General features: G+C 64.3%; 24 protein-coding genes and 1 pseudogene. 18 read left to right on the top strand and 7 right to left on the bottom strand.

What is annotated here, in order from left to right; genetic code table 11:
• Nucleotides 1-63 precede the first annotated feature (63 nt).
• Nucleotides 64-2,274 (top strand): FAD-dependent oxidoreductase, encoded by a 2,211-nt coding sequence (locus tag MTR72_RS29945; RefSeq protein WP_341511651.1) that lies wholly within the window; start codon nt 64-66, stop codon nt 2,272-2,274.
• 613 nt (nt 2,275-2,887) lie between these two features.
• On the opposite strand, the gene MTR72_RS29940 is transcribed toward MTR72_RS29945, so the two are convergent.
• Together MTR72_RS29940 and gstA are read right to left on the bottom strand one after the other, a co-directional pair.
• Nucleotides 2,888-3,157 carry a hypothetical protein gene (locus MTR72_RS29940; protein ID WP_341511649.1) on the bottom strand — a complete coding sequence of 90 codons (270 nt, stop codon included), beginning with the start codon at nt 3,155-3,157 and terminating at the stop codon, nt 2,888-2,890.
• Between the two features lie 290 nt (nt 3,158-3,447).
• Complete coding sequence (gene gstA, locus MTR72_RS29935) at nt 3,448-4,062, bottom strand: glutathione transferase GstA (RefSeq protein ID WP_280967033.1); 615 nt, start codon at nt 4,060-4,062, stop codon at nt 3,448-3,450.
• Between the two features lie 126 nt (nt 4,063-4,188).
• Between gstA and MTR72_RS29930 the strand changes: the two genes are divergently transcribed.
• The 3 genes from MTR72_RS29930 to MTR72_RS29920 all read left to right on the top strand — a co-directional run bounded on the left by MTR72_RS29930 (nt 4,189) and on the right by MTR72_RS29920 (nt 6,897).
• On the top strand, nt 4,189-4,677 hold the full coding sequence (locus tag MTR72_RS29930; RefSeq protein ID WP_280971143.1) for a MarR family winged helix-turn-helix transcriptional regulator: 489 nt from the start codon (nt 4,189-4,191) through the stop codon (nt 4,675-4,677).
• Nucleotides 4,678-4,775: 98 nt separating this feature from the next.
• Nucleotides 4,776-6,146 carry a glutamate--cysteine ligase gene (locus tag MTR72_RS29925; RefSeq protein WP_341511648.1) on the top strand — a complete coding sequence of 457 codons (1,371 nt, stop codon included), beginning with the start codon at nt 4,776-4,778 and terminating at the stop codon, nt 6,144-6,146.
• A 187-nt stretch (nt 6,147-6,333) separates the two neighbouring features.
• A complete protein-coding gene (locus MTR72_RS29920; protein ID WP_280967030.1) occupies nt 6,334-6,897 on the top strand; it encodes a PAN domain-containing protein in 564 nt (187 codons plus the stop codon).
• A 227-nt stretch (nt 6,898-7,124) separates the two neighbouring features.
• Here MTR72_RS29920 and MTR72_RS29915 read toward each other — a convergent pair whose 3' ends face one another.
• The 4 genes from MTR72_RS29915 to MTR72_RS29900 all read right to left on the bottom strand — a co-directional run bounded on the left by MTR72_RS29915 (nt 7,125) and on the right by MTR72_RS29900 (nt 10,661).
• Complete coding sequence (locus MTR72_RS29915) at nt 7,125-7,691, bottom strand: nucleotidyltransferase family protein (protein ID WP_280967029.1); 567 nt, start codon at nt 7,689-7,691, stop codon at nt 7,125-7,127.
• A 106-nt stretch (nt 7,692-7,797) separates the two neighbouring features.
• Nucleotides 7,798-8,592 (bottom strand): signal peptidase I, encoded by a 795-nt coding sequence (lepB, locus tag MTR72_RS29910; RefSeq protein WP_280967028.1) that lies wholly within the window; start codon nt 8,590-8,592, stop codon nt 7,798-7,800.
• On the bottom strand, nt 8,589-10,016 hold the full coding sequence (gene tldD, locus MTR72_RS29905; protein WP_280967027.1) for a metalloprotease TldD: 1,428 nt from the start codon (nt 10,014-10,016) through the stop codon (nt 8,589-8,591). The genes lepB and tldD overlap by 4 nt, the downstream gene beginning before the upstream one ends.
• Nucleotides 10,017-10,127: 111 nt before the next feature.
• Nucleotides 10,128-10,661, bottom strand: a complete 534-nt coding sequence (locus MTR72_RS29900; RefSeq protein ID WP_280967026.1) for an invasion associated locus B family protein — start codon at nt 10,659-10,661, stop codon at nt 10,128-10,130.
• 440 nt (nt 10,662-11,101) lie between these two features.
• Between MTR72_RS29900 and coxB the strand changes: the two genes are divergently transcribed.
• The 9 genes and pseudogenes from coxB to MTR72_RS29855 all read left to right on the top strand — a co-directional run bounded on the left by coxB (nt 11,102) and on the right by MTR72_RS29855 (nt 18,168).
• Nucleotides 11,102-11,941, top strand: a complete 840-nt coding sequence (gene coxB, locus MTR72_RS29895; protein ID WP_280967025.1) for a cytochrome c oxidase subunit II — start codon at nt 11,102-11,104, stop codon at nt 11,939-11,941.
• Nucleotides 11,942-12,021: 80 nt separating this feature from the next.
• Nucleotides 12,022-13,636 (top strand): annotated as a pseudogene (gene ctaD / locus MTR72_RS29890) (cytochrome c oxidase subunit I).
• 61 nt (nt 13,637-13,697) lie between these two features.
• On the top strand, nt 13,698-14,642 hold the full coding sequence (locus MTR72_RS29885; RefSeq protein ID WP_280967022.1) for a heme o synthase: 945 nt from the start codon (nt 13,698-13,700) through the stop codon (nt 14,640-14,642).
• A 7-nt stretch (nt 14,643-14,649) separates the two neighbouring features.
• Nucleotides 14,650-14,814, top strand: coding sequence for a CoxF protein (locus MTR72_RS29880; protein ID WP_280967021.1), 165 nt, complete (start codon nt 14,650-14,652; stop codon nt 14,812-14,814).
• A 5-nt stretch (nt 14,815-14,819) separates the two neighbouring features.
• A complete protein-coding gene (locus MTR72_RS29875) occupies nt 14,820-15,452 on the top strand; it encodes a cytochrome c oxidase assembly protein (RefSeq protein WP_280967020.1) in 633 nt (210 codons plus the stop codon).
• A gap of 78 nt (nt 15,453-15,530) precedes the next feature.
• Complete coding sequence (locus MTR72_RS29870; RefSeq protein WP_280967019.1) at nt 15,531-16,427, top strand: cytochrome c oxidase subunit 3; 897 nt, start codon at nt 15,531-15,533, stop codon at nt 16,425-16,427.
• Nucleotides 16,428-16,527: 100 nt separating this feature from the next.
• On the top strand, nt 16,528-16,929 hold the full coding sequence (locus MTR72_RS29865; RefSeq protein WP_280967018.1) for a DUF983 domain-containing protein: 402 nt from the start codon (nt 16,528-16,530) through the stop codon (nt 16,927-16,929).
• Nucleotides 16,926-17,678 carry an SURF1 family protein gene (locus tag MTR72_RS29860; RefSeq protein ID WP_280967017.1) on the top strand — a complete coding sequence of 251 codons (753 nt, stop codon included), beginning with the start codon at nt 16,926-16,928 and terminating at the stop codon, nt 17,676-17,678. The genes MTR72_RS29865 and MTR72_RS29860 overlap by 4 nt, the downstream gene beginning before the upstream one ends.
• A 124-nt stretch (nt 17,679-17,802) precedes the next feature.
• On the top strand, nt 17,803-18,168 hold the full coding sequence (locus MTR72_RS29855; RefSeq protein ID WP_280967016.1) for a nuclear transport factor 2 family protein: 366 nt from the start codon (nt 17,803-17,805) through the stop codon (nt 18,166-18,168).
• Between the two features lie 97 nt (nt 18,169-18,265).
• Here MTR72_RS29855 and MTR72_RS29850 read toward each other — a convergent pair whose 3' ends face one another.
• Entirely contained in the window at nt 18,266-19,609 is a 1,344-nt protein-coding gene (locus tag MTR72_RS29850; RefSeq protein WP_341511647.1) for a histidine kinase, read from the bottom strand.
• Nucleotides 19,610-19,693: 84 nt separating this feature from the next.
• On the opposite strand from MTR72_RS29850, the gene MTR72_RS29845 reads away from it, so the two are divergent.
• The 5 genes from MTR72_RS29845 to MTR72_RS29825 all read left to right on the top strand — a co-directional run bounded on the left by MTR72_RS29845 (nt 19,694) and on the right by MTR72_RS29825 (nt 24,923).
• Complete coding sequence (locus MTR72_RS29845) at nt 19,694-20,338, top strand: response regulator transcription factor (RefSeq protein ID WP_280967014.1); 645 nt, start codon at nt 19,694-19,696, stop codon at nt 20,336-20,338.
• A 454-nt stretch (nt 20,339-20,792) separates the two neighbouring features.
• A complete protein-coding gene (gene thrC / locus MTR72_RS29840; protein WP_280967013.1) occupies nt 20,793-22,211 on the top strand; it encodes a threonine synthase in 1,419 nt (472 codons plus the stop codon).
• On the top strand, nt 22,208-23,497 hold the full coding sequence (locus tag MTR72_RS29835; protein WP_280967012.1) for a M16 family metallopeptidase: 1,290 nt from the start codon (nt 22,208-22,210) through the stop codon (nt 23,495-23,497). Before thrC ends, MTR72_RS29835 begins: the two co-directional genes overlap by 4 nt.
• 40 nt (nt 23,498-23,537) lie before the next feature.
• The gene (locus tag MTR72_RS29830) at nt 23,538-24,125 is read left to right on the top strand and encodes a GNAT family N-acetyltransferase (RefSeq protein ID WP_280967011.1); all 588 of its coding nucleotides are present in this window, start codon (nt 23,538-23,540) and stop codon (nt 24,123-24,125) included.
• Nucleotides 24,126-24,266: 141 nt separating this feature from the next.
• Nucleotides 24,267-24,923, top strand: a complete 657-nt coding sequence (locus tag MTR72_RS29825) for a hypothetical protein (RefSeq protein ID WP_280967009.1) — start codon at nt 24,267-24,269, stop codon at nt 24,921-24,923.
• The last annotated feature ends 93 nt before the right edge of the window (nt 24,924-25,016 follow it).

Genomic DNA, 25,016 nt, shown 5'->3' with positions numbered 1-25,016 from the left:
AAGACGAGATCACAGTTCAACCGCCGCGCCGAAAGACTGGCTGCGGCACTGAGGGAGCACCACATGGCCTTCAAGAATTTCAAAGTAGAGACCGACGCAGACGGCATTGCGCTCGTCACCTGGGATATCCCGGGCCGTTCGATGAACGTGCTCGACGAGACCTCGACCAACGAGCTCGAGGCGATCGTCAAGGAGACCACAGCCGACGCCGCGGTGAAGGGCGTCGTCATCACCTCCGCCAAGGAGGCATTCTGCGCCGGCGCCGATCTGTCGATGCTTGAGGGCATGAACCAGGCCTACGCCAAGGTGTTCAAGGAGCATGGCGAGACCGCCGCGAACCAGATGCTGTTCGAGCAGAGCCGGCGCTTCTCGCAGGTGCTGCGCGGAATCGAGACCTCCGGCAAGCCGTGGGCGGCCGCGATCAACGGCCTCGCGCTCGGCGGCGGTTTCGAGATCACGCTGTGCTGCCACTATCGCGTGGCGGCGGACAATCCCAAGACACGGCTCGGCCTGCCCGAGGTCAAGGTCGGCCTGTTCCCCGGCGCCGGCGGCACGCAGCGCGTGCCGCGCCTGGTGCCGCCGCAGGACGCGATGACCATCCTGCTCAAGGGCGATCCCGTCACCGTCGAGAAGGCCAAGGCGCTGAACCTCATTCACGCCATCGTGCCCGCCGCCGACCTGATCAAGGCGGCGAAGGACTGGATCAAGGGCGGCGGCAAGGCGATCGCACCCTGGGACGAGAAGGGCTTCAAGCTGCCCGGCGGTCCCGTGTTCTCCAAGGCCGGCATGATGATGTTCCCGGCCGGCAACGCGATCTATCGCCGCGAGACCTACGACAACTATCCGGCCGCGCGCGCGATCATGAGCTGTGTCTATGAAGGGCTGCAGTTGCCGATCGACGCGGCGCTGCGCGTCGAGTCGCGCTACTTCACCTCGGTGCTGCGCTCGAAGGAAGCGGCCGCGATGATCCGCAGCCTGTTCCTGTCGATGCAGGAATTGAACAAGGGTGCGCGGCGTCCAAAGGACGTGCCGCCGACCAAGGTGAAGAAGATCGCCGTGATCGGCGCCGGCTTCATGGGCGCGAGCGTCGGCTACGTCTCGGCCCGTGCCGGCCTCGACGTCGTCCTGATCGATCGCGACCAGGAGAGCGCCGACAAGGGCAAGGCGCACGCGCAGAAGGTGATCGAGGATCAGATCAAGAAGGGCCGCGCCAAGCCCGCCGACGCCGAAGCGCTGCTCGGTCGCATCACGGCGACGGCCGACTATGCCGCGCTCGGGGATGTCGACCTTGTCATCGAGGCCGTGTTCGAGGACCGCAAGGTCAAGGCGGAGACCTTTGCCAAGGCGCAGCAGTACCTGAAGTCTGATGTGATTTTCGCGTCGAACGCCTCGACGCTGCCGATCACCTCGCTTGCCGAAAGCTTCAAGGACCAGGGCAAGTTCGTCGGCATCCATTTCTTCTCGCCGGTCGAGAAGATGATGCTGGTCGAGATCATCCTCGGCAAGAACACCGGCGACGTCGCGCTCGCGACCGCGCTCGACTACGTCCGCACCATCGGCAAGACGCCGATCGTGGTCAACGACAGCCGCGGCTTCTTCGCCAACCGCTGCGTCGGCCGCTACGTCGCTGAAGGCAACGAGATGTTCCTCGAAGGCGTGCCGCCGGCGATGATCGAGAACTGCGCGAAGATGGCCGGCATGCCGGTCGGCCCGCTCTCGCTGTCGGACGAAGTCGCGCTCGACCTTGGCCTGAAGATCATGAAGGCGACCGAAGCCGATCTCGGCCCCAACGCCATCAACCCCGATCAGAAGAAGCTGATGGTGGAGATGGTCGAGAAGCAGGGCCGGCTCGGCCGCAAGAACAGCAAGGGCTTCTACGACTATCCGGAGAAGGGCAAGGGCCAGAAGAGCCTGTGGCCGGGTCTCTCGGCGCTGCAGCCGAAGCAGCTCGATCCCGATACGCTCGATGTCGAGGAGTTGAAGCAGCGCTTCCTGGTGGTGCAGGCGGTGGAGGCCGCGCGCACTGTCGAGGATCACGTCATCACCGATCCGCGCGAGGCGGATGTCGGCTCGATCCTTGGCTTCGGCTTCGCGCCGTTCACCGGCGGCACGCTGTCCTACATCGACTTCATGGGCACGAAGAAGTTCGTCGAGCTCTGCCGTAAGCTCGAAGCCAAATACGGCTCGCGCTTCACCCCGCCGAAGCTTCTGGAAGAGATGGCCGCGAAGGGAGAAACCTTCTACGGTCGGTTCGCACCGAAGAAGGCGGCCTAAGACGCGGGGACACGTTCACGCGCATGCGAAGGTCCCGGATTGCGTTTCGCTCCATCCGGGCTTCAAGCCCTAATCTCGCGCTCGCGCGAGTTACGCATCCGAGATTGTGAAACAAGAAGGCCGAATCGTTGATTCGGCCTTTTCATTTCTGTGCGCGAGCACATCACTGGGGCGCAATGATGCGTGATGCCGAGTGCCGCCCGTCCCAATTGCCGCAAGTGTGGCTTTTTCTGAGTTTGTGGAACCCGCCACACAGCTCATCAAGAAAAGCATGCATGGTTGGAACGTTGCGGCGTCGCGCACATTTATATGCGCGTTAGAGCGGCGTCGTTCTTTTTGCTCAACCTTGGCACTCCTCTTGCTCCCGAACCAGGGTGATGAGCTTGCCAATCCTTGTTGGGACTCTTGCCGATCCACCGGCAAGTTGAAAATCAACGAAGAAGAAAATCAACGAAGAAAGTGTTCCGCAATGAACTCTCTGGTGCTCCAGAAGACTGCGATCGATCCTGAGCTGCCTGCGAATTATGCTGTTCCGTCCTCGCCGCGGCTCGTGCCGCAGCAGAGGCGTGCACGTCTGCGTCGCAAGGGGCCGGTGTTCTGGGCCGCGCTGGCCTTACTTGTGCTGGTCGCGGATTTTCTGCTCGCGTTGCTCGCCTGGCTCGCCGTCGATCTCGTCATGAACTGATATGTCCCGCGCGTGCAGCAGATAGGTCGCGGCCAGGTAAGCGAGCTGACAGGCGGCAAGACAGGCGGCAATGACGGTCACGCCCGCGACGAGGTCGAATCCGTGGGATCGAAGAACGACTGCAGAAAAGATTGCGACCAACGGTGAGATCACGACCAGCGCCCAGACCTTGAATAAGAAGCCGGTCGCCGCGCCCACCAACGCACTTGCAACGATCAGGACGAATGCAATCGTCAAGTTCAACCCCAATAAGAGCACAAGTCGTCTTCAACCAATTCCGCAAAGCTTGCCCGCTTGGCGGGTAGTAGCAAGACAGTATCGCACATCCGGCGAACAGTAGTTCATAAGTCTAAGCAGCGGTACGATAATCCGGAGCCGTGAGATCGCACGGGTCCGCGCTGAGCGTCCCACATCGTTCAAGGCGCCCCGATCGCGAAGATAAAAAGGGCCGGATCGTCAGTCCGGCCCTTCAGCGTTCGAAGCGAGCTTCACGCGGCCTGCGCCAGCCCTTCCTTCTTCAGCGCTTCCTGCACCTTCGGCCGGGCCGCGATGCGGGCCTTGTAGGCGGTGAGGTTCGGCATCTCCGAGAGGTCGAACTTCATCTTGTCGGCCCAGGTCAGCATCGTGAAGAGGTAGCCGTCGGCCACCGTGAACTGCTTGCCCATGAGATAGTCGAGACCGGCGAGCTGGCCGTCGATGTATTTCAGCTTGCCCATGACGCGATCCTTGAAGAAGGCCTTGGCGTCGTCGGCGAGCACCGGCGAGAACAGCGGACCGAAGCTCTTGTGCACCTCGGAGGTGAGGAAGTTCAGCCACTCCAGCAGTTTGTAGCGCTCGGAACTGTCACGGGCGGGCGCCAGCGCCTTGCTTGAGGCCCGGTCGGCGATCATCTGGACAATGACCGGGCCTTCGGTCACGATCTCGCCGCTATCGAGGCCCAGCGCGGGAACTTGGCCTTTCGGATTCACCTTCAGATAATCCTCACCATTTTCGAGCTTCTTGGCGCGGATATCGACCTTGACCAGCTCATAGGGCAGGTCGGCCTCGAGAAGGGCGATGTGGGGGGAGAGTGAGCAGGCGCCGGGCGAATAATACAGTTTCATGGAATTTCCTCCTCTTGACGGTTGGTTGGGGCGAAAGAAACGCCTACATGCGCCTGCATCCAATAGTCAAGATTGATGCAGGTGCATCGAGTGGGGTAAGAACGGGCGACGAGTTTGAGCGGGACCATGAGACGTAAACCATCGACCGAGGCAACTGGTGCCTGGATCCGTCTGATGCGGGTGCAGAGCCGTGTGCTCGACTGCGTCGAGCAGGACCTGAAAAAGGCCGGCTTCCCCCCTTTGGCCTGGTATGACGCGCTGCTGGAACTGTCGCGGGCCCCGTCCGGCGAGCTCCGGCCGGTGGAGCTTGAACGGCAGATGCTGATCCCGCAATACTCCACCTCGCGGCTGATCGACCGTCTGGTCGACGAGGGGCTCGCTTCCCGGCGCGAATGCAAGATCGACAAACGCGGCCAGTTCGTCGAGATCACTGAAGCGGGCCGCGAGTTGCAGAAGCGTATGTGGGGCGCATACTCCGCCGCTATCGAGAAATATGTCGGCTCGAAACTCTCCGATACCGATGCCGTCAAGCTCAGTGCCCTGCTCGACCGCCTGGGTTGCTCATGCGGCGAGATGAAACTGCCGCCCGTTCACGAAAGCACGCCGTCGCGATGATCGGCGGCAAACCAACACGGCCGCGCAACCGATGGGTTCGCGGACCATCCCTGTCACCCGCGCGCGTTCGGTCGAAGCGCTTTTGATTAGAGTTTGATATGGCGCGAGACCAGATAGATATGACGCCGTTGCAATCGCGCGACGAGCTCGTCACGTGGTTCGAGGCCGGCTGCAAGGCCCCGTCCGAGTTCCGCCTCGGCACCGAGCATGAGAAAACGCCGTTCACGCTCGACGGGCACCGGCCGGTGCCCTACGAGGGCGCGCGCGGCATCGGCGCGCTGCTCGAAGGCATGAAGCTCCTGCTCGGCTGGGAGCCGATCATGGAGCAAGGCAACATCATTGGCCTCTACGACGTCACCGGCGGCGGCGCGATCTCGCTCGAGCCGGGCGGACAGTTCGAGCTCTCGGGTGCGCCGGTCGAAACCGTGCACCAGACGCAAGCCGAGCTGATGGCGCATCTGGCCCAAGTGCGCGAGATCGCAGCGCCGCTCGGCATCGGCTTCCTCGGCCTCGGCATGACCCCGTCCTGGTCGCGGGCGGACATTCCTGTGATGCCCAAGGGCCGCTACAAGATCATGACCAACTACATGCCGAAGGTCGGCAAATACGGCCTCGACATGATGTACCGGACCTGCACGGTGCAGACCAATCTCGACTTCTCCTCCGAAGCCGACATGGTCAAGAAGCTGCGGGTGTCGCTGGCGCTGCAGCCGGTCGCGACCGCGCTGTTCGCCAACTCGCCTTTCACCGAAGGCAAGCCCAACGGCTATCTCTCCTTCCGCTCCGAGATCTGGCGCGACACCGACAATGCGCGCTCGGGCATGCTGCCGTGGGCGTTCGAGGACGGCATGGGGTTTGAGCGCTATGTCGATTACGCGCTCGACGTGCCCATGTATTTCGTCAAGCGTGGGGAAGAATACATCGACGTGTCCGGCTCCTCGTTCCGCGCCTTGTTCGACGGCCGCAACAACAATTTGCCCGGCGAGCGACCGACGCTGTCGGACTGGGCCAACCATCTCTCGACGATTTTCCCCGAGGTGCGGCTGAAGCGATATCTCGAGATGCGCAGCTCGGACGGTGGTCCCTGGGACCGGCTGCCGGCACTGCCCGCGTTCTGGGTCGGGCTGCTCTACGACGATGTGTCGCTCGATGCCGCATGGGACATCGTGAAGCACTGGAGCGCGCATGAGCGCCAGGCGCTGCGCGACGACGTGCCGCGCTTCGGCTTCAAGGCGCGGATTAGGGACCGCTATCTCTTCGAGATCGCCAAGGAATGCCTCGTTCTGGCACATGCAGGCCTGCGCCGGCGTGGCCGAATCGACCATCTCGGCCGCGACGAGACCCGCCATCTCGAGCCGCTCGATCGCATCATCGATGCCGGCCGGACGCCGGCCGAGGAGATGCTGGACAAGTTCAACGGCCCCTGGAACGGCTCGGTGGAACCGGCCTACGAGGATTACGCTTTCTAGAGCATGGTCCGGACCCGAAGAGCCGCCTTAGCGCAAAGTGTGCAGCGGCTTTCTGAAAGGATCATGCTCAAACGCTTTGGCCCGGCGACAGCAGGTCTCAAGGCCGTTCATCGCCCATACAGGTTTGCGGCGATCAAATGACCGACTGAAAAACGCTAGCGTCGTCAATAACTCGAAAGCTGTTCGGATGGGGAAGGGCTGCCTGCCTGGGGGCATCATGGCAAGCGTCGCGGCATGCGTTGCGCTGGTGCTTGCGCTTGCGTGCATGCCGGCGCGCGCCCAGACGGCATTCGACCGGCCCGGCGGCGACTATTTCAATACGCCGGTCACCTCGGGCGATCCGGAGGATTGCGCGCTGCTGTGCGAGCGCGACCGCCGTTGCCGGTCCTGGAGCTTCAGCTATCCCGACGTCGAAGGCGGCTCGGCGGTGTGCTGGCTCAAGAACACCGTGCCGCCGCGCGTGCCGGAAAACTGCTGCATCTCCGGTGTGCGCGGCGCCGGCGTCATCGAGCCGCGCATCGAGGGCGTGGAGACGTCGATCGACCGCCCCGGCGGCGATTTGCGCAGTTTCGAACTCAAGGCCGGCGAAGGCGTAGAGGCCTGCAAGGCGGCCTGCACGGCGGACAACAAGTGCCGCGCCTTCACCTATGCGCGCCCCGGCTACACCGGCCGCGAGGCGCGCTGCTTCCTGAAAAAGGAAATCAAGCCGCCGCGCCGGAAGGCGGGATTCACCTCGGGCGTGGTACGATAGGGCGCAGCTCTTACTGTCGTCATTGCGAGCGCAGCGAAGCAATCCAGTCTGGTGCCGCGGAGGGACTCTGGATTGCTTCGCTGCGCTCGCAATGACAATGGGGATGGATCGTGCGCCAAATATTCACTCGTCATGCCCGGGGCTTGACCCGGGCATCCGCGTCGTCTCTCAATCGCGATCGCGCATGGATGGCCGGGACAAGCCCGGCCATGACGTGGAGAGATATCTCACTCCGCCGCAATCACCGTGAGCTCCGGCCATAGCGCCTTCCATCGCGCGGCCTTCACGGCGTAATTCGCGGCCGAAAAATTCGGCCCCCGATTGGGCCGTGCGATCAGGTTTGCGACATCGTCGAAGCCGTGCGGTGCATAGACATCGAAATCCTCGCCGATGCGCCTGACACCGACCTGCGTGTTCTGCGTCAGGAAGCGGTCGATGCCGTCGGTGGAGCAGGTCAGTGGCGGATAGGGCAGGCCATGCTTGCCGGGGTACCACAGATGCACGCGCGCCTGGTTGCGGGCCTCGATCTTGACGTCGAGATGCGCAAGCCGCGCATGCAGCGTGCGGATCACCGCGTCCTCGGCCTCCCATGAGGTATCGGGATCGAAATAGAACACGTCGTAATCGGCGATGCCGTGGTCAACCGCGCGGCCCGTGAGCACGTTCCATACCGTCTGTACCAGGCACCCCGAGACCAGCCAGGCATCCGGCAGCGCGAGCTGGGCCAGATCATCGACGATCGCAGCGTTGATGGGATTCGTCAGCGCCAGCGCGAGGAAGCGGTCCTCGTCCATGATGCCAATCACGAAGGATGGCCACGGGCCTCATGGTTCTCGAGGCGATGCGAAAGCATCGTCCCGGAGACGCGCGAAGACGCGCTCCTCACCATGAGGGGAGGCATCAGTGCACGGCGGTGAAGAACCGCGCGAGGCGGAAGCCGGAGAGCCAGGTCCAGACCGGCTGGCTGCGCATGCCGAGGTCCCAGGAGCCGACCACCGCGTCGGCTCGTCCGACCAGATTGTCGATCGGCAGCAGGCCGACGCCGCCGGAGCGCAGCGGCACGCGGCTGTCGGCGGAATTGTCCCGGTTGTCGCCGAGCACGAAGAGATGGCCGGGCGGCACCGTCACCTCCGGCGTGTTGTCGAGCGGGCCGTTGTCGCGCATCTTGAAGATCAGATGCGACACGCCGTTCGGCAGGGTCTCGACATAGCGGTAGGCGGGCTCGCTGCCGCCATTGTCGTCCTCGGCCTGTCCGACGCCGTCCGGCTTCAGCTCGGCGGGACGGTCGTTGATGAAGAGCTGACCCTGGCGCATCTGGATGCGATCGCCGGGCAGGCCCACCACGCGCTTGACCCAGGCCTGCGAACGGTCGCCGGGCCAGCGGAACACCACGACGTCGCCGAGCTTCGGCGTCTCCGCGAAGACCCGGCCGGTCTCCGGCAGGTTGATCTGGATCGGCAGCGACGACGTGCCGTAGCCGTAGGGGAATTTCGAAGCGAGCAGCGCATCGCCGATCAGCAGCGTCGGCTCCATCGAGCCGGACGGCACGTAGAACGGTTCGGCCAGCGCACCCTTGGCGATGAATACGGCGGCGACGATGCCGGCGAGCTGCATGATCTGCCCGCGCCAGGTGCTTGTCTTCGGCTTGCTCTTTTTCGGCTCGGTGGTGGTCGCAGTCACTTTCTCAACACTCATGCGCCGGTGCCTCCGACCGTGATGCGTTCCATCAGGAGCGTCGGCTGTCCGACGCCGACCGGCACGCCCTGGCCGTTCTTGCCGCACGTGCCGATACCGGTGTCGAGCGCGAGGTCGTTGCCGATCATGCGGATGCGGTGCAGGTCGGTGGGACCATTGCCGATCAGCATGGCGCCCTTCAAGGGCGCGCCGATCTTGCCGTTCTCGATTCTGTAGGCCTCGGTGCACTGGAACACGTATTTGCCCGAGGTGATGTCGACCTGGCCGCCGCCGAAGTTGGCGGCGAACACGCCGTTCTTCACCGAGGCGATGATTTCGCCCGGCTCGCGGTCGCCGGCGAGCATGTAAGTGTTGGTCATGCGCGGCATCGGCACATGGGCATAGCCCTGGCGGCGGCCGTTGCCGGTCGGCTTCATGTTCATGAGACGGGCGTTCTGGCGGTCCTGCATGTAGCCGACCAGGATGCCGTCCTCGATCAGCACGGTGCGGTTGGTCGGCGTGCCCTCGTCGTCGATCGACAGCGAGCCGCGCCTTGAAGCAATGGTGCCGTCGTCGACCACGGTGACGCCCTTGGCCGCGACCTGCTGGCCCATCAGGCCGGCGAAGGCCGAGGTCTTCTTGCGGTTGAAGTCGCCTTCGAGCCCATGGCCGACCGCTTCATGCAGCATCACGCCGGGCCAGCCGGCACCGAGCACGACGTCCATCTCGCCGGCCGGCGCCGGAATCGATTCCAGATTGACCAATGCCTCGCGCAGCGCGCCATCGGCGGCTTCGCGCCAGCTCCTGGATTCGATAAACTCGGCATACCCGGCGCGGCCGCCATAGCCCTTGCTGCCGCTTTCCTGCCGGTCGCCCTGGCCGGCGACGACGGAGATGTTCACGCGCACAAGGGGACGGATGTCGCGATAGCTTTCGCCGTCGGGGCGCAGGATCTCAACGACCTGCCAGGTCGCGCCCAGGCTGACGCTGACCTGCCGCACCCGCGGATCCTTGTCGCGCAAATATGCGTCGATCTCGGCGAGCAGCTTGACCTTGGTCTCGAAGCCCGGCGCATCCAGTGGATTGTCGTCGCCATAGAGCCGCACATTGGTGTGCGGAGGGGGGCTTGCGAAGCTGCCGGAATAGCCGCCACGCACGGCCGCGACCGCGTCGGCGGCGCGGATCAGCGCCGGCAGCGACACGTCCGAGGAATGCGCATAGCCGACGGCATCATCTTTGACCGCGCGTAAGCCAAAGCCCTGCGAGGTGTCATAGGTCGCCTGCTTGAGCCGCCCATTGTCGAACATCAGCGCTTCGGTCTGGCTGTATTCCAGGAACAGTTCGCCGTCGTCGGCGCCCGAAAGTCCGCGCGCGACCTCGTTGCGAACCTGGTCGCGATCGAGATTGGCGCGGTCGAGCAGGGAGGTCGTGGCAGGGTTGGTCATGCGTCCGTCCATTATCGGGGGATGTGAGGCAAGATAATGGTTTCAGGCCGGATCCGCGAGGGTGCCGGGCGTCACATTACGGAAACGATAGAATCGAGCGCTCGCTGTCGCCTACGGCAGCTTGTCGTATCCCTCACCCAGCCCGTTCAGGCTGAGCGGGAAGCCGATGCCTTCCTCGGGGGTTTCGAAAATGATGAAGGTAGCGGTCTTGGCGCTGCGGAGCTGGCCGAGCAGCTTGTCGTCCATGACGACCTCGGCGACGCAGCCATTGGGCAGGCAGCGGACGAAGCCAGCACGGCCGACATCCTGGTTGTCGAGCTTCAGGCCGAGGCCGGAGGGCAACAGCACGCCGAGCGGAGCGACCACTCGCATCAGCCGGCTCTTCTGGTCGGCGGTCTTCAGCACGATCACGGTGAGGCCGGCATTGGAGCGGTCTTCGGCGACCACGCTCTGGATCAAGGCGCATTGCTCGGTCTGGGCACCCGGCGGGGTGTCGCAGCGGATCTGCCAGTCGCCATGGACGGAGCGCACCGCGCCCTGCGCATGGGCGAAACCGGGCAGGGCGAGGACGAGGATCGCACCCAGCACGGCTGCGAGGGTCCTCAGGCGGTCAGCCGGCCTTGCCTTGCATGTCGAAAGCCCCATCGGGGTTGGTCCCTCTGTTCGCTTGGGTCGCTCGCGACTGATACGGGAATGACGGCGGCTTGAAGGCGCTTCCCAAGCAAATCTCGCGCCGCGCCGGCATCTCGCCTTGATCCGAATCAGGTTCCGGCGCGGCGGTTGCCCAGTGCCTACCGCGGGCAATCTACCTGTCAAGCCGCGGCGTCCCGGGAAACGGTATTTTTGTCTGATCTTACTAGGAAATATCTTGCGGGTGATGGCTGACAGACGGGGCTCAAGACTGCATTGCGATAGATCAAGAATTATGGTTTGAGAGGCTTGATTTCGGCGTTCTAGCGATCTGGCCCCAATGCCTCTTAGAGGTATTCTTGAGCGGCGGTTTGTCAGACGGGCGGATCGAATAAGCGTTTCCCACCAAGAGGGGAGCGCACTTGGGGTGATTTCGTAAGGGGAGCGCGAACGGCATGAGGATGTCGATGGGCCGGGTGGGCCGGCACTTGCTGGGATTGGCCGTAGCTGGCCTGACGCTGGCGACGGGCGGTGCGGCATTTGCCGAACTCGGGCAGCCGGAGCCGTGGGAATGGCATCTGCAGGCCTCTGCTTCCCCGGTGATGGACAACATCGTCTGGTTCCACAACTTCCTGTTCGTCCTCATCACCGTCATCACGCTGTTCGTGCTGGCGTTGCTGGTGACCGTGGTCATCAAGTTCAACGCGAGGGCCAATCCGGTGCCGTCGCGAACCACTCACAACACGCTGATCGAGGTGGTCTGGACTCTGGTCCCGGTGCTGATCCTGGTCGGCATCGCGGTGCCGTCGTTCCGCCTCCTGTTCCTCCAGCTCGATGTGCCGAAGGCGGATCTCACCATCAAGGCCACCGGCAAGCAGTGGTACTGGTCCTATGCCTATCCCGACAACGGCAAGTTCGAGTTCGATTCGCTGATGGCGCAAGACAAGCAGCCGCGGCTGCTCGGCGTCGACAACGAGATGGTGGTGCCGGTCAACAAGGTGATTCGCGTCCAGACCACCGGCGCCGACGTTATCCATTCCTTCGCGGTGCCGGCCTTCGGCATCAAGATCGACGCCATCCCCGGCCGCCTGAACGAGACCTGGTTCAAGGCCGTCAAGACCGGCGTGTATTACGGCCAGTGCTCGGAGCTGTGCGGCAAGGATCACGCCTTCATGCCGATCGCGGTGCGGGTGGTCTCCGATCAGGAGTTCGCCTCATGGGTTGAATCGGCGAAGAAGAAATATGCGAGCGGCGGCACCAGCACTTACGCTTCCGCCGCCGGTCCGACGCAGTGAGCGTCAGGCGCGGGGACTGAAAGCGACTTGAAGGGCGGGACCGCATAAGGTCCGAATGGGACGCAAGGCAGGATTTGAAAATGGCAACGAGCGCAGCGGCACACGGCGATCACGCGCATGACGAGCACGCCCATCCGACCGGATGGCGGCGCTACGTCTATTCGACCAATCACAAGGACATCGGCACGATGTACCTGATCTTCGCGGTCATCGCCGGCATCATCGGTGCGGCGATGTCGATCGCGATTCGCGCCGAGCTGATGTATCCGGGCGTGCAGATCTTCCACGAGACGCACACCTACAACGTCTTCGTGACCAGCCACGGCCTGATCATGATCTTCTTCATGGTCATGCCGGCGATGATCGGCGGCTTCGGCAACTGGTTCGTGCCGCTGATGATCGGCGCGCCGGACATGGCGTTCCCGCGCATGAACAACATCTCGTTCTGGCTGCTGCCGGCCTCCTTCGCGCTGCTGCTGTGCTCCACTTTCGTCGAGGGCGAGCCGGGCGCCAACGGCGTCGGCGCCGGCTGGACCATGTACGCGCCGCTGTCGACGTCGGGCCATCCGGGCCCAGCCGTCGACTTCGCGATCCTGTCGCTGCACCTTGCCGGTGCCTCGTCGATCCTCGGCGCCATCAACTTCATCACCACGATCTTCAACATGCGCGCGCCGGGCATGACCCTGCACAAGATGCCGCTGTTCGTGTGGTCGATCCTGGTGACGGTGTTCCTGTTGCTGCTGTCGCTGCCGGTGCTCGCCGGCGCGATCACCATGCTGCTCACCGACCGTAATTTCGGCACCACCTTCTTCGCGGCTGATGGCGGCGGCGACCCCGTGCTGTTCCAGCACCTGTTCTGGTTCTTCGGCCACCCCGAGGTGTACATCCTGATCCTGCCCGGCTTCGGCATGATCAGCCAGATCGTCTCCACCTTCTCGCGCAAGCCCGTGTTCGGTTATCTCGGCATGGCTTACGCCATGGTCGCGATCGGCGGCATCGGCTTCGTGGTGTGGGCACACCACATGTACACCGTCGGCATGTCCTCGGCGACGCAGGCCTATTTCGTCGCCGCCACCATGGTGATCGCGGTTCCGACCGGCGTGAAGATCTTCTCCTGGATCGCCACGATGTGGGGCGGCTCGATCGAGTTCCGCGCTCCGATGATCTGGGCGATCGGCTTCATCTTCCTGTTCACGGTCGGCGGCGTCACCGGCGTCGTGCTGGCGAATGCCGGCGTCGACCGCGTGCTTCAGGACACCTACTACGTCGTCGCGCACTTCCACTACGTGCTGTCGCTGGGCGCCGTGTTCGCGATCTTCGCCGGCTGGTACTACTGGTTCCCGAAGATGTCGGGCTACATGTACAACGAGACGCTGGCGAAAGCGCATTTCTGGGTCACCTTCGTCGGCGTCAACATGGTGTTCTTCCCGCAGCACTTCCTCGGCCTGTCGGGCATGCCGCGCCGCTACGTCGACTATCCCGACGCGTTCGCGGGCTGGAACCTGGTCTCGTCGCTCGGCTCCTACATCTCCGGCTTCGGCGTCCTGATCTTCCTCTACTGCGTGCTCGATGCCTTCATGAAGAGGGTGCCGGCGGGCAACAATCCCTGGGGTGCGGGCCGCGACTACGCTGGAGTGGACGCTGTCCTCGCCGCCGCCGTTCCACCAGTTCGAAGTGCTGCCGCGCGTGCAGTAAGCAAACTCCCGCGGCGCCTGTCATGGGCGCCGCGGCTCGATCATCAAGCGAGTAGATTTACGTGTCGGTCCTCGATCGGAACGCCATCGATATCGGTCCCCGGATCTCCGAGGCGGAGGTTGGCGATTATATTGCGCTGCTCAAGCCGCGTGTGATGTCGCTCGTGATCTTCACGGCGCTGGTCGGGATGGCGATGGCGCCGGGGCATTTCCACCCCGTGCTCGCGATCACCTCGCTGCTCTGCATCGCGGTCGGCGCCGGCGCCTCCGGTGCGCTCAACATGGCGCTCGAAGGCGACATCGACGCCAAGATGTCGCGCACGGCGAACCGGCCGATCCCGCGCGGCCGCATCACCCGGCCCGAGGCGATGGCGTTCGGCACGACGCTGGCCTTCTTCTCGGTGATGACGCTCGGCATCCTCGTCAACTGGATCGCCGGCGCGCTGCTCGCCTTCACCATCTTCTTCTACGTCGTGATCTACACGCTCCTGTTGAAGCGCTGGACCGCGCAGAACATCGTGATCGGCGGCGCCGCCGGCGCGCTGCCGCCGGTGGTGGCCTGGGCCGCCGTGACCGGCACGGTCGACGTCGAGCCGCTGCTGCTGTTCGCCATCATCTTCTTCTGGACCCCGCCGCACTTCTGGGCGCTGGCGCTGTTCCGTTCCGACGATTATGCCCGCGCCGGCATTCCGATGCTGCCGAACGTCGCCGGTCCCGACGCGACGCGGCTCCAGATCCTGCTCTACACCGTCGTGCTGATTGCAGTGGCCGCCGCGCCCTGGGCGTTCGGCTATTTCGATGCGATCTACGGCGTCACCTCGCTGATCCTCGGCGTCGGCATGCTGGTGCTCGCGATCAACGTCTATATGCGCCGCGAGCGCAGCCAGTCGCTGCGCGCGACCCGCAAGCTGTTTGCCTTTTCCATCCTTTATCTGTTTGCGCTGTTTGCGACCCTGCTCGCCGAGGTCGTCTTCCGGGCGCTTGCTCCGATGGTAGGGGGCGCATGATAACGGAATGGCCGACAAACCAGATCCAGATGGAATCGTCCTCACCGAGGCGCAAAAGAGGAGCCGTCGTCATCGCTCGATCGCGATCGCGCTCGCGCTCGGCGTGCTCGTGGTGCTGTTCTTCGCCGTCACCATGGTCAAGGGACCGGCGGTGCTAGTCCGGCCATTGTAGGAAAGATGAATCAGAAGCCGACCATATCGCGTGATCAGAGCCGGAGGGCCACGAAGGGCCTCGGCCGCGACGCGCTGGTCGCCTCGATCTGCGGCGGCGTGGTCGCGCTGATGGTCGGCGCATCCTATGCCGCGGTGCCGTTCTACAACTGGTTCTGCCGCGCCACCGGCTTCAACGGCACGACGCAAGTCGCGACATCGGCGCCGGCCTCGGGGCCAATCGCGCGCAAGATCACGGTGCGCTTCGACTCCAATGTCGCACCCGGCCTACCCTGGAAGTTCGAGCCTGAGCAGAGCGAGGTCGAGGTCAATATCGGCCAGGTCACGACGATCTACTACACCGTGACCAATCAGGCTGCACGCACCACCACGGGCCAGGCCGCCTACAACGTCGCGCCGCTGACGGTCGGATCCTATTTCCAGAAGATCAACTGCTTCTGCTTCACCGAGCAGACCATGGCTCCCGGCGAGAAGCGAGAGATGCCCGTGGTGTTCTACGTCGATCCGTCGATCGTCAGCGATCACGACAATGACGGGCTGAGCACGATCACGCTGTCCTACACGTTCTATCCGGTGCGCGAGCCGGTGGTGAAGCCGCTCGCCTCGGGCGAGGACGACAAACGCAAAGGAAATCTCTGATTGCCGGGCGCACGTACCGGGGTTGGAATCTAAGGGGATAAGTGCCGGACAGGCACGGGATTGAGGAGACAGACGGTAATGGCCACAGCGCAAGGCAAGCATCACGACTATCATCTGGTCGATCCCTCGCCGTGGCCGGCGGTCGGCTCGCTCTCGGCCTTCGTCATGGCGTTCGGCGCGATCGGCTGGATGCATCACATGTTCTCGGCCGCGCCGATCATCTTCGGCATCGGCACCGTCGGCGTGCTCTACACCATGGCGAGCTGGTGGGCCGACGTGATCAAGGAAGCCCAGTACAAGGGCGACCACACCCGCGTCGTGCAGCTCCACCACCGCTACGGCATGATCCTGTTCATCGCCTCCGAGGTGATGTTCTTCGTCGCCTGGTTCTGGGCCTATTTCAACGCGGCGCTGTTCCCGGCCGATGCCGTCCATGCCACCCGCGACGCGGTGTTCGGCTGCGGCCTCGGCACCCAGGCCGGCGCCTGTAGCGTGCCGGGCACCTGGCCGCCGCACGGCATCGAGACTTTCGACCCCTGGCATCTGCCGCTGCTCAACACGCTGATCCTGCTGACCTCCGGCACGACGGTGACCTGGGCGCACCATGCGCTGCTCGAGAACGACCGCCAGGGCCTGAAGTACGGCCTGATCCTCACCATCCTGCTCGGCGCGACCTTCACCTGCGTGCAGGCCTATGAGTACAGCCACGCCGCATTCTCGTTCGCCGGCAACGTCTACGGCGCGACCTTCTTCATGGCGACCGGCTTCCACGGTTTCCACGTGCTGGTCGGCACCGTGTTCCTGATCGTGTGCCTCGCGCGCGCCTATGCCGGCCACTTCACGCCGAAGCAGCACCTCGGCTTCGAGTTCGCCGCCTGGTACTGGCACTTCGTCGACGTGGTCTGGCTGTTCCTGTTCCTCTGCATCTACGTCTGGGGACGCGGCGCCGAGACCATGGCGCACGGCGCGCACTGAAGTCGCGACGCGTTCGACCTTGGAAAGGGCGGCCGGCAGGCCGCCCTTTCGCTTTCACGCAGCCGGAAGTCTCGGCAGAACTGTGATAGGCTCCTTCATCATGAACGATATGGCCGGCACCTCCGAGTCCCAGACGACTGTCCTGCAAAGTGCGATGCGCGGTCTTGCCTGCAAATGTCCGCGTTGCGGCCAGGGCAAGCTCTATGCGGGCTTCCTGACGCTCGCCCCGCGTTGCGACCATTGCGGCCTCGACTATGCCTTCATCGACTCCGGTGACGGCCCTGCGATCTTCATCATCATGCTGGCCGGCGCGATCGTGGTCGGTTGCGCACTCGTCGTCGAGGTCAAGTATCAGCCGCCATTCTGGCTCCATGCCGTGCTGTGGCTGCCGCTGATCCTCGCGACCACGCTACTGCCGCTGCGCGCGATGAAGTCGCTGTTGATCGCCCTGCAATTCCACCACAAGGCGGCGCCTGGCCGGTTGATCGACCGCGAGAAATGAACGGGATTGCGCGCAAGCCTCGCGTGGCCGGCTTCGCGCTGTTCACGCTGCTGATGACGGCGGTCCTTATCGCGCTCGGCGTCTGGCAGTTGCAGCGCCGCGTCGCCAAGCATGAATTGATCGCCGCGTTGACGGAACGGCTCGCGGCCGTGCCGATCGCGCTTCCCCCGCCGGCGCATTGGGGCACGCTGAATGCCGCGAGCGACGAGTTCCGCCGCGTCAGCTTCACCGCGGCCTACGCGCCGCTGCCGGATGCGATGGTCTACTCGTCCGGCTCCGCCGTGCGCAAGGACGCCTCCGGGCCAGGTACCTGGGCGTTCCTGCCGGCGCGTTTGCCGAGCGGCGAAACGGTCGTGATCGATGCGGGCTTCGTCGAGAACACGATGCAGGACCGGGCGGTCGAGGACCGCGCGGTGAAGAAGCTCGTGACGGGAAAGCCGATCGCGCTCACCGGCTATTTGCGCTTTCCCGAGGCGCCGGGCTGGCTGACGCCGGCCGAAAACCGCGACAAGCGGCTGTGGTTCGCGCGCGATCATCTGGCGATCGCCAGCGCGCTCGGCTGGGGCGCGGTCGCGCCATTCTATGTCGACCTCGAGCAGCCCGCGCCCCAGAACGGCATTCCGCGGCCGGGCCCGCTCGACGTGCATCTGAAGGACGATCACCTGCAATACGCCATCACCTGGTTCGCGCTTGCGGGCGCCGTGCTGGTCGCCTTCGGCGTCTGGGTGAGGGGACGGCGGCAGAGCTAAATTTAGACCCCCGGAGCGATGCCCCGAGGGAACCCCGGGATTCTCCGGGGTTTATTGTTCAGCCCATATTCACGAGGGTAGCCCTAAGCCGCCCTCAATTTTCCGTGGCAGACAGGATTTCGACGTGAGCGATTTCGATCAGATGGGAATTGTCGTCGATTGGGTGGATGCCTGCCGGAAGGGCGACCTTGCGACGCTGCTCGACCTCTATGCGGATGATGCCGCGCTCGAATGCACATGCAACGACACGCGCCGCTATCGCGGCCGCAGCGAGCTCGAAACCTATTGGCGGTCGCAACTCAACGCGTTCTCGTTAGCAGGTTTCGCCCTGGAGGAGATCGCGCCGATGCCACCGGGCGTCGATCTCGAATATTCGGTCGCGGGCTCATTGCACATCCGCGTCTCGTTTCGCTTCAGTCCCGAAGGCAAGATCGAGAGAATGCTGTGCGCGCCGGCATGGCAGGACTTGCACGACGCCTGCGTGTGCTAGAGCATGATCCGGAAAAGTGTGCAGCGGTTTTCCGAAAAGATCATGCTCAAACAATAACCTAAAGCGCGATGACGATTTATCCTAATCTCATCGCGCTTTAGCCGGATGCCGGCTTGTCCCGCATCGTCGCGACCGGCAGGCGGCAACGCACATAGGTGCGTTCGTTGGCGCGCAGCAGTGATAGCGATCCGCTAAGCGCGCGCACCCGCTCCTGCATGCCGGTCAGGCCGCGGCCGAACACGTTGTCGGCCGGAAAGCCGCGGCCGTCGTCGGAAATCTCGATAGCGAGCGCGGCGCCGTCGACGGTCGCCTGCACATGCGCGCTGCTCGCCTTGGCATGGCGCAGAACGTTGGTCAGCGCCTCCTGGATCACGCGATAGACCGTCTGCGCCAGCGGCCCCTCGATCCGCTCGAGTGCAGGATCGATCGCTGCCGTCAGGTCGACGTGCGACGCCTGCTTGCGGAAATTCTGGAGCAGCGTCTGCACGCTGGTCTTAAGGCCGAGATCCTCGATATAGAGCGGCCGCAACCGGTCGAGGATGCGACGGCTGGCCTGCTGCAGCGCCTCGACCGACAGCACAACCTGTTGCGCCGAATTGCCGAGATTTCCCGCATCGTTCGGCGCCGTCTCGAGCAATGCGATCGCACCGGCGCGAATGCCGAACAGCAGTGGTCCAAGCTCGTCGTGCAGCTCGCGTGCGAGATCGCGCCGCTCGTCATCCTGGAGCGATACCAGGCGGTGCAACAGTTCGCGATTATTCTGGCTCAACTGTTCGAGCGTGCGCGCGAGCGCATTGGCTTCCTCGCAGCTTTGCCTGATTTCCGGCGGCCCGCCGACCGGGATCGGCTTTGCGTATTCGCCGCGCCGCATCCGCGTCAGGCCCTGGCCGAGATTGTGCAGCGGACGCAGCGCTGATCCAGCGAATCCATAAGCGATAATTCCGGTCAGCCCGGTCAGCGCGACGATGAAGCAGGTGAGTGCCAGGAAGCCGACCCATTTTTCGAACATGTCTGCCGATAGATCAGGTTGGAATACGATGTCGCCGACATGGTTGCCGTTGATCTCGACAGGTGACGCAGCGCTCACATCGGGAATGGCGAGCAGGTCGGTGAACCATTGCGGGATGCTATGCGTGTCGCGCAACGCATCCTTCGGGGAGGGCGCTTGACCTGCTTCCACAGAGCGGAATTGGATATCGGAGGATGCGCCCAGAGAGTGGGCAAACGCATCGAGCGTCTGCCGCGGATTGTCGGAGGCGCGCAGTGCATCGTTTAGTGCCGCAGCCACGACAACGGCCGCGCGCCGTCCGGGCTCGTTCTCGTCGGCAAGCTGACTGGTCGCGAATTCGTGCAGCAGCACCCCGCCCATGATCAGCGCCGTGATAAACATCACGCCGAGCGGGAGGAATAACTGGGTCCTGAACGAAAGCCGCTGCCACATTAGGTCAATTCTAACGCGTATTGGCGAATTTCTCTCTTTCCATTTGTTCCCGTCGGTCTATGAGTGGTAAAACAAGAGTGCGCGATGCAAGATACCGCCAAAACCGCAACCAGGGTCCTTATCGTCGACGACCATCCCGTGGTTCTGTCCGGTTGCCGGACCTTGTTTGCGTCCGACCAGTCGATCCGCGTCGACGAGGCGAGCGACGCCAAATCCGGCCACCGCGCTTATGTCAGCAAGCGTCCTGACGTGATTGTCATCGACATCAGCCTGCCGGACGTATCGGGCTTCGAACTGATGCGGCGGATCCGCAAGGACGATCCGGACGCCAAGGTCATCATGTTCAGCATGAACGACGATCCGGCTTTCGTGGTACGGGCGGTCGAACTGGGTGCGCAGGGCTACGTCTCAAAGGGCGACGATCCAAGGATCCTGCTGAAGGCGGTGCGCAAGGTAGTCGCGGGCGACAATTTCATCTCGCCGCAGCTCGCAGAGGCCGTGACGTTCTCGGGCGCCGCGGTCAAGGCCAACCCGGCTTCGCAGATGACACCGCGCGAGCTCGAAATTCTCCGCCTGCTCAGCCGCGGCGACAAGATCGTCGAGGTCGCCGAGGCGCTCGGCATCTCCTACAAGACGGTTGCCAACACCACCTCCCTGCTCAAGCAGAAGCTCGGCGCCAAGAACCATTCCGATCTGATCCGGATCGCCGTCGAAATCGGCATGAATTGATCGTCCCGGCAGGGACCGGACGCTGCTTGGGGCTGCAGGCGGTTCGGTAGGCCGCCATGTCGGGAAGAAATGGAAATCCGGAGCATGCGCTACGCCTGCTCGCAGTGATCGCGATCAGATGGCGCACCGGGAAAAATCGGAACATTTGTCCTGACGCGTCGTTTTTGTCCTTGATGGTCCGATGACAGGTGAAGAAAGCTCGCGGGATCAATTCAACGGGTAGGCGTCCCGGACGAGGCAAACGGGTCTGCAAATCAACGACAGGCCTTCCAAGAGAGGGCTGCGGCATCGCCGCAGCCCTTTTTCGTGGACGAAGAAGCGGGGCGGAAGCGGTTTCCCGGGGCGGCAAAACACTTTATGGTGCCCTTAAGCCTCTGGCTCAAGGACTAGGAATATCATGAAATCAAAGGCTTAAGGCGCAGGTTCAAGCTTGGGCCGGCCTTTGGAGGGTGGTTTGACTCGTTATATCTCGACCCGGGGCGAGGCCCCTGAACTCGGCTTCTGCGACGTGATGCTGACCGGGCTTGCCCGTGACGGCGGCCTCTATGTGCCCGTGACCTGGCCGCAACTCTCGGCCGATGAGATCGCCGGCTTCTTCGGCCGTCCCTATTGGGAGGTCGCGGTCGACGTGATTCGTCCGTTCGCCGGCGGTGAGATTTCGGACGCCGAGCTCGGCCGCATGGCCAATGAGGCTTATGCCACCTTCCGCCATCCGGCGGTGGTGCCGCTGCGCCAGATGTCGCCGCATCAGTTCGTGCTGGAGCTGTTCCACGGTCCGACGCTCGCCTTCAAGGACGTCGCGATGCAGCTCATCTCGAGGCTGATGGATCACGTGCTCGCCAAGCGCGGCCAGCGCACCACCATCGTGGTCGCGACCTCGGGCGATACCGGCGGCGCCGCGGTCGAGGCGTTTGCGGGACTGGAGAATGTCGATCTCATCGTGCTGTTCCCGCACGGGCGCATCTCCGAAGTGCAGCAACGGATGATGACGACGACGGGTGCGGCCAATGTCCACGCGCTCGCGATCGAAGGCACGTTCGACGATTGCCAGGCGCTCGTGAAGGGGATGTTCAACAATCACCGCTTCCGCGATGCGACCGCGCTATCCGGCGTCAACTCCATCAACTGGGCGCGCATCGTGGCCCAGGTGGTCTACTACTTCACCTCAGCGGTCGCGGTCGGCGCGCCGGCGCGCGCGGTCGATTTCGTCGTTCCGACCGGCAATTTCGGCGACATCTTTGCCGGCTACGTCGCGAAGCGCATGGGTCTGCCGGTAAGGACCCTGCACATCGCCGCCAACGTCAACGACATCCTGGCGCGCACGCTCAAGACCGGGATTTACGAGGTGCGCGAGGTGCATGCCACGGCCTCGCCGTCGATGGACATCCAGATCTCCTCGAATTTCGAGCGGCTGCTGTTCGAGGCGAGCCGCCGCGATGCCGCCGCGGTGCGCCGTCTAATGGATTCGCTGAAGCAGTCCGGGCGCTTCGTCCTGCCCGACGCCATGCTCGCGGCGATTCGCGAGGAGTTCGACGCGGGCCGCGCCGATGAGACCGAGACGGCGGCTGCGATCCGTGCCGCCTGGCGCGAGGCCGGCGAGCTCGTGGATCCCCACACCGCAGTGGCGCTGGCGGTCGCCGACCGTGACACGACAGACACGACCGTGCCAGGCATCGTGCTCTCCACCGCGCATCCGGCCAAATTCCCTGATGCGGTGGAGGCGGCCTGCGGCATGCGGCCGCAACTGCCGGCCTGGCTGGATGGTCTGATGACCAAATCCGAACACATGAAGGTGGTGAAGAACGATCAGGCCGAGGTGGAGCGGTTCGTGCTGTCGGTCAGCCGCGCCGCAAAACAGGGAGTAGCCGGATGAGCGTCGAGATCTCCAAGCTTGCGTCCGGCCTCACCGTCGTCACCGACAACATGCCCCACGTCGAGACCGCTGCGCTCGGCGTCTGGGCTCGCGTCGGCGGCCGCGACGAGAAGCCGAACGAGCACGGAATCTCGCACCTGCTCGAGCACATGGCGTTCAAGGGCACCACGCGGCGCTCCTCGCGCGAGATCGTCGAGGAGATCGAGGCGGTCGGCGGCGATCTCAATGCCGGCACCTCGACGGAGACGACGTCCTATTATGCGCGGGTGATGAAGGCCGACGTGCCGCTCGCGCTCGACGTGCTCGCCGATATCCTCGCCAATCCCGCCTTCGAGCCGGAGGAGCTCGAGCGCGAAAAGAACGTCATCGTCCAGGAGATCGGCGCGGCGCAGGACACGCCCGACGACGTCGTCTTCGAGCATCTCAACGAGCTCTGCTATCCCGACCAGCCGATGGGCCGCTCGCTGCTCGGCACCGCGAAGACGCTGCGCGGCTTCAACCGCGACATGCTGCGCGGCTATCTCTCGACGCATTACCGCGGGCCGGACATGGTGGTGGCGGCCGCCGGCGCCGTCGATCACAGCCGGGTCGTTGCCGAGGTCGAGGCGCGGTTTGCGAGCTTTGAGGCGACACCGGGCCCGAAGCCGCAGGCGGCGACGTTCGGCCAGGGCGGCGCAAAGGTGGTGCATCGCGAGCTCGAGCAGGCGCACCTGACGCTGGCGCTGGAGGGCGTGCAGCAGACCGAGCCGTCGCTGTTCTCGCTCCAGGTCTTCACCAACATTCTCGGCGGCGGAATGTCGTCGCGGCTGTTCCAGGAGGTGCGCGAGAAGCGCGGCCTCTGCTACTCGATCTACACGTTCCACGCACCCTATACCGACACCGGCTTCTTCGGCCTCTACACCGGCACCGACCCCGCCGACGCGCCCGAGATGATGGAAGTCGTCGTCGATATCATGAATGAGTCGGTGGAGACGCTCACCGAGGCCGAGGTCGCGCGCGCCAAGGCGCAGATGAAGGCCGGCCTCCTGATGGCGCTGGAGAGCTGCTCTTCGCGCGCCGAGCAGCTCGCCCGGCACGTGCTCGCCTATGGGCGGCCGCAGACGGTGCAGGAACTGGTGGCCCGGATCGACGCCGTTAGTGTCGAATCGACGCGCGACGCGGCGCGTGCGCTGCTTTCGCGCAGCCGCCCTGCGGTGGTTGCATTGGGCAGCGGAAGGGGTCTGGACACGGCGGTGTCTTTTGCGGAAGGATTGACCCGGGCGCGCGCCAAGGCGCGGCTCCACTAGGAGCTGCGCAAGGCCTGTCGGCGCCCCGGGAAGCATCACCATGGCCCTCTTTCGCCTGCCATCCAGTGGACCCGCCGCCCTCGCGCCGCGCGGCAACGGGCTCTTGCTGCGTGCCCCGCAGATGTCGGACTTTCTGCAATGGGCGCATCTGCGCGAAACCAGCCGCGACTATCTCACGCCCTGGGAGCCGATCTGGCCGTCGGACGATCTCACCCGCTCCGGCTTCCGCCGCCGCCTGCGCCGCTATGCCGAGGATATCGCGGCGGACCGCTCCTACCCCTTCCTGATCTTCCGCGAGCTCGACGGCGCCATGATCGGCGGCATCACGCTCGCCAATGTCCGGCGCGGCATCGTCCAGGCCGGCACCATCGGCTACTGGGTCGGCCAGCCCCATGCCCATCGGGGGTACATGACGGCGGCGCTGCGGGTGCTGCTGCCGACGCTGTTCGGCGAGCTCAACCTGCACCGGGTCGAGGCCGCCTGCATCCCCACCAATGTGCCGTCGATCCGGGTGCTGGAGAAGTGCGGTTTCTCCCGCGAGGGCTTGGCGCGGCGCTATCTCTGCATCAACGGGATCTGGCAGGACCACCTGCTGTTCGGCCTACTGCACGAGGATTTCCGCGGCTGAGCCGGGCGTCCATGCGGCCAAAGTCTGGGCCTTGCCGCCTTCTCTCCTGCTTGTTTCCTGCCTTGGGTTCGCCGATTTTGACGATATAACCCGCAGCGAGCCGGCCACTTGCCGGGGCATTGTCATGGAGTACGGGCGTTCATGGTGAAGGAGCTTCGATCATCGCGGACTGCGCAGCGCCGGGGGCCGGTGATCGCGCTGGCGCTGGCGGTTGCGCTCGCTTCCGTCTCGCCGGCTGCGGCGCAGTCGCTGACCGACCGCTTCAAGAGCCTGTTCGGGGGCAAGTCCGACGAGCCCGCCGAGACCAAGCCGGCGCCCGCACCGGGCCAGCCGCCGGCCGATGACGACGTCGATTGTCCCCAGGTCACCGTCCGTGCCGGAGCGTCCACCTATGCGGCTGGGGCTCCCGGCAAGCAGGCTGTCGGCAACGACGTGCGCTTCCAGGCCACGATCACCAAGATGGCGCGCGAATGCATCCGCAACGGCGGCGAGATCACCGCGCGCATCGGCATCCAGGGCCGGGTCATCGCCGGTCCCGCCGGCGCGCCGAGCACGATCGAGGTGCCCTTGCGCGTCGCCGTGGTGCAGGGCGGGGTCGGCGAGAAGGTGATCGCCTCGAAAGCCTATCGCACCACGGTCGAGCTGCCGGAGGGGGGCAGCGTGCCCTTCACCTTCGTCGCCGAGGACATGGTCTATCCGGTGCCCTCGGCGGCGGTCGCCGATTCCTACATCTTCTATGTCGGCTTCGACCCGCAGGCGCTGTCACCCGAGCCGAAGGCGCGGCGGAAGAAGAAGTAAGAAGAAATAAGCCGCCGCAATTTCCACTGTCATGTCCCGGCTTGACCGGGGCATCCAATACGCCGCGGCGTCTGCGTATCGCTCAGACGTCTC

Origin of the sequence: Bradyrhizobium sp. ISRA442, assembly GCF_038085055.1 — a bacterium.
Lineage (GTDB): Bacteria > Pseudomonadota > Alphaproteobacteria > Rhizobiales > Xanthobacteraceae > Bradyrhizobium.
The sequence above is the reverse complement of the archived record's forward strand: the minus strand, read 5'-3'. Positions and strand labels throughout refer to the sequence as shown.

What these genes read in the sequence shown, in the direction of transcription:
- MTR72_RS29830 (WP_280967011.1), top strand. Translation starts at nt 23,538, where the DNA reads ATGGCCCTCTTTCGCCTGCCATCCAGTGGACCCGCCGCCCTCGCGCCG.
- MTR72_RS29845 (WP_280967014.1), top strand. Translation starts at nt 19,694, where the DNA reads ATGCAAGATACCGCCAAAACCGCAACCAGGGTCCTTATCGTCGACGAC.
- MTR72_RS29825 (WP_280967009.1), top strand. Translation starts at nt 24,267, where the DNA reads ATGGTGAAGGAGCTTCGATCATCGCGGACTGCGCAGCGCCGGGGGCCG.
- MTR72_RS29850 (WP_341511647.1), bottom strand. Translation starts at nt 19,609, where the DNA reads ATGTGGCAGCGGCTTTCGTTCAGGACCCAGTTATTCCTCCCGCTCGGC.
- MTR72_RS29920 (WP_280967030.1), top strand. Translation starts at nt 6,334, where the DNA reads ATGGGGAAGGGCTGCCTGCCTGGGGGCATCATGGCAAGCGTCGCGGCA.
- gstA (WP_280967033.1), bottom strand. Translation starts at nt 4,062, where the DNA reads ATGAAACTGTATTATTCGCCCGGCGCCTGCTCACTCTCCCCCCACATC.
- MTR72_RS29925 (WP_341511648.1), top strand. Translation starts at nt 4,776, where the DNA reads ATGGCGCGAGACCAGATAGATATGACGCCGTTGCAATCGCGCGACGAG.
- MTR72_RS29945 (WP_341511651.1), top strand. Translation starts at nt 64, where the DNA reads ATGGCCTTCAAGAATTTCAAAGTAGAGACCGACGCAGACGGCATTGCG.
- MTR72_RS29915 (WP_280967029.1), bottom strand. Translation starts at nt 7,691, where the DNA reads ATGGACGAGGACCGCTTCCTCGCGCTGGCGCTGACGAATCCCATCAAC.
- MTR72_RS29865 (WP_280967018.1), top strand. Translation starts at nt 16,528, where the DNA reads ATGAACGATATGGCCGGCACCTCCGAGTCCCAGACGACTGTCCTGCAA.
- MTR72_RS29870 (WP_280967019.1), top strand. Translation starts at nt 15,531, where the DNA reads ATGGCCACAGCGCAAGGCAAGCATCACGACTATCATCTGGTCGATCCC.
- MTR72_RS29930 (WP_280971143.1), top strand. Translation starts at nt 4,189, where the DNA reads ATGAGACGTAAACCATCGACCGAGGCAACTGGTGCCTGGATCCGTCTG.
- tldD (WP_280967027.1), bottom strand. Translation starts at nt 10,016, where the DNA reads ATGACCAACCCTGCCACGACCTCCCTGCTCGACCGCGCCAATCTCGAT.
- lepB (WP_280967028.1), bottom strand. Translation starts at nt 8,592, where the DNA reads ATGAGTGTTGAGAAAGTGACTGCGACCACCACCGAGCCGAAAAAGAGC.
- MTR72_RS29835 (WP_280967012.1), top strand. Translation starts at nt 22,208, where the DNA reads ATGAGCGTCGAGATCTCCAAGCTTGCGTCCGGCCTCACCGTCGTCACC.
- coxB (WP_280967025.1), top strand. Translation starts at nt 11,102, where the DNA reads ATGAGGATGTCGATGGGCCGGGTGGGCCGGCACTTGCTGGGATTGGCC.
- MTR72_RS29900 (WP_280967026.1), bottom strand. Translation starts at nt 10,661, where the DNA reads ATGGGGCTTTCGACATGCAAGGCAAGGCCGGCTGACCGCCTGAGGACC.
- MTR72_RS29880 (WP_280967021.1), top strand. Translation starts at nt 14,650, where the DNA reads ATGGCCGACAAACCAGATCCAGATGGAATCGTCCTCACCGAGGCGCAA.
- MTR72_RS29860 (WP_280967017.1), top strand. Translation starts at nt 16,926, where the DNA reads ATGAACGGGATTGCGCGCAAGCCTCGCGTGGCCGGCTTCGCGCTGTTC.
- MTR72_RS29875 (WP_280967020.1), top strand. Translation starts at nt 14,820, where the DNA reads ATGAATCAGAAGCCGACCATATCGCGTGATCAGAGCCGGAGGGCCACG.